This is a genomic window from Brevibacterium sp. (assembly GCF_022712115.1).
In the GTDB taxonomy this organism is placed as follows: domain Bacteria; phylum Actinomycetota; class Actinomycetes; order Actinomycetales; family Brevibacteriaceae; genus Brevibacterium; species Brevibacterium salitolerans.
The window spans coordinates 1-2714 of record NZ_JALAHB010000211.1 but is presented as its reverse complement, the minus strand read 5'-3'; the positions used below and the strand labels follow the sequence as shown (position 1 = coordinate 2714).

4 protein-coding genes are annotated in these 2714 nt (G+C 72.8%); 3 read left to right on the top strand and 1 reads right to left on the bottom strand.

Going from position 1 to position 2714, the window contains the following annotated elements; genetic code table 11:
- The coding region (locus Q0A33_RS12250) for a nicotinate phosphoribosyltransferase (RefSeq protein WP_291797035.1) at positions 1-1312 on the bottom strand (1312 nt) is incomplete at its 3' end.
- Positions 1313-1441: 129 nt separating this feature from the next.
- On the opposite strand from Q0A33_RS12250, the gene clpS reads away from it, so the two are divergent.
- The 3 genes from clpS to Q0A33_RS12235 form a co-directional block, all read left to right on the top strand.
- On the top strand, positions 1442-1711 hold the full coding sequence (gene clpS / locus Q0A33_RS12245; RefSeq protein WP_291797041.1) for an ATP-dependent Clp protease adapter ClpS: 270 nt from the start codon (positions 1442-1444) through the stop codon (positions 1709-1711).
- On the top strand, positions 1708-2391 hold the full coding sequence (locus Q0A33_RS12240) for a DUF2017 domain-containing protein (protein WP_291797032.1): 684 nt from the start codon (positions 1708-1710) through the stop codon (positions 2389-2391). The genes clpS and Q0A33_RS12240 overlap by 4 nt, the downstream gene beginning before the upstream one ends.
- Positions 2388-2714, top strand: a 327-nt coding sequence (locus Q0A33_RS12235) for an MBL fold metallo-hydrolase (RefSeq protein ID WP_363316598.1), incomplete at its 3' end; no start/stop codon positions are given. The genes Q0A33_RS12240 and Q0A33_RS12235, both read left to right, overlap by 4 nt.

The following is a 2714-nucleotide window of genomic DNA, read 5'->3' as shown; positions in this document are numbered from 1 at the left end:
GGGCGGGCTCGCCGTCCTGCAGGCGGCGGGCGGTGCGGGGGAGCTCCGCCACCGAGGCCGCGTGGCGCTCCTGTGCCCGGCGCACGCCCTCGGCACCGGTGAAGGCGGCGTCGATCTCCCCGTCGCGGACGAGGTCGACGAGCAGTTCGCGCCCGTCGTCGAGGTCCGCCGGGAGCTGGGGGATGCCGATCGCCTCCTCCGTCGCGATCCCGGAGTCCAGGACGCGCACGGCCTGCTTGCGTCCGCCTCGGCTGCCCTTCGCCGCCGAGGTCTTCGCCACGGAGACCCATTCGGCGGTGCCGTCCGGGCCGGGTTCCCCCTCCCGGGCCACGAGCTTGTAGACGAGATTGGCGGTGGGGTGCCCGGATCCGGTCACCACCCGTGTGCCCACCCCGTACGAGTCCACCGGAGCCGCGGCGAGTGCGGCGATCGCGTACTCGTCGAGATCGCTCGTCACCGTGATGGTGGTGTCCACGGCGCCGAGCTCGTCGAGCTTGGCGCGGACCTCGGCGGCCTGGATGCCGAGGTCCCCGGAGTCGATGCGCACACCGCCCAGACGGGTGCCCGCCACCTCGATCGCGGTCCGCAGGGCGGTGTCGACGTCATAGGTGTCCAGCAGCAGCGTGGTGTCCTCGCCGAGCGCGGCCACCTGCGCCTCGAAGGCCTGCCGCTCGGTGTCGTGGACGAGGGTGAAGGAGTGCGCGCTCGTCCCCAGGGTCGGGATGCCGTAGGCCATGCCCGCCTCGAGGTTCGAGGTGGCGGTGAAGCCCGCCACGGCGGCGGCACGGGCAGCCGCGACGGCGGCGATCTCGTGCGTCCGCCGCGAGCCCATCTCCGCCAACGGGCGGCCGCCCGCGGCATTGGACATCCGGGAGGCGGCCGAGGCCACGGCGGTGTCGTGGTTGAGGACGGAGAGGATCATCGTCTCCAGCACGACGGCGTCCGCGAAGGTGCCCTCCACCGTCATGAGGGGGGAGCCCGGGAAGTAGACCTCACCCTCCGCGTAGCCGCGGACGGTGCCGGTGAAGCGGTACTCGCGCAGGTAGTCGAGCGCGTCCTCGCCCACGATCCGCCGGTCCGCGAGGAAGCGCAGCTGGTCCGCGCCGAAGCGGAAGTCCTGCAGCAGTTCGAGGACGCGCCCGGTGCCTGCGACGACGCCGTAGCGCCTGCCGGCCGGCAGGCGCCTGCCGAAGACCTCGAAGATGCTCCGGCGGTGCGCGGTGCCCGACTGCAGGGACGCCTGCAGCATCGTGAGCTCGTACATGTCTGTGAGCAGCGCAGAAGTCTGAGGGCCGGCCGTGAGAACGCTCATAGGCCAGATCCTAGAGCACGGGGGACCGGTCCCGCGCGCGGGACGTAGAGTGGGAGCGTGACTGAGCAAGAGGGAACGACCGCAGTCGCCGAACCGCGTACGGACACCGTCCCGGCGCCGGCGAAGGAGCTGCCCTGGATCACGATCGTGCTCAACGATCCCGTGAACCTCATGAGCTACGTGGAGTACGTCTTCCGCGAGTACTTCGGGTACAGCCGGGCACGGGCGCACCGGCTCATGCTGGAGGTGCACGAACGCGGCCGCAGCCGGGTGTCGACCGGCACCCGCGAGCAGATGGAGGCGGATGTGCAGGCGATGCACGGCTACGGCCTCTGGGCGGAGTGCCGCCCGGCGGACACGGACGGCGAGGCCGGCGGCGAGCGGGGAGGCGGGCAGTGAGGATCCTCACGGACCGCATCCCGGACGGGCAGCTGGCGGTGGAGATGGAGGACGGGGAACGCAGCATCCTCACCGCCCTCCTCGCCGATGTCGCCCAGCTGCTGTCCGCGGACATGCCCGAGCCCCCTGCCGATCCCTTCGAGCGGCTCGTGGGCCACCTCGACCCCGACCAGAGCGTCGCCAGGCCGCACGACCCGGCCCTGCTGCGCCTCCTGCCGGACGTGGACTCCGCGGATCCTGCGCGGTCCGCGGAGTTCCGCCGCCTCACCGAGCTGGACCTGCGCGAGGGCAAGCTCCACCGGATCCGGATCGCCCTCGAATCGCTGCGCACGTCCTCCGGCGCGGGGGAGGTCGTCCTGGACCGGGAGGCAGCGATCGTGTGGATGCGGGTGCTCACGGACGTGCGCCTCGTGCTCGCGGCCAGGCTGGAGATCACCGACGAGGACGACGCCGAGCGGATCTTCGCCGGCGAGTCCGAGCTGGGCGACGCGGGGGAGGCCGTCGTGAGCCTGTACGAGCTCACCTCCTGGCTGCAGGAGCACCTCACCGAGTTCGCCGCGTCCGGGCTGTCCGAGGACGGCGGAGAAGCACCGGACGAGGGCCGGACGGGGCGGGACAGGCGCCACGGGCCCGGCGGAGACGCGCCGGAGGCCGGCACCGGTGAGGGAGGACCCACATGATGCGGCTGAGCGCAGTGGGCACCTCGGGGTCGTTCGGCGGGCCCGGTGCCACCACGAGCTGCTACCTCGTGGAGTGGGAGGCGGAGCGGCGCTACGCCGTCCTCCTCGACCTGGGGGCGGGGGCGCTGGGTCCGCTGCAGTCGCACATCGATCCCGATGCGCTCGACGCGGTGGTCCTCTCACACCTGCACCCGGACCACTGCTTCGACATCGCAGGGCTCTACGTCCACCGGACCTACTCGCCGTGGGCCGTGGCCCGCCGCGAGGAGACGGGCGAGCCCCGCGCGCCGCTTCCCGTCTGGGCGCCGGAGGGTGCGCTCGCC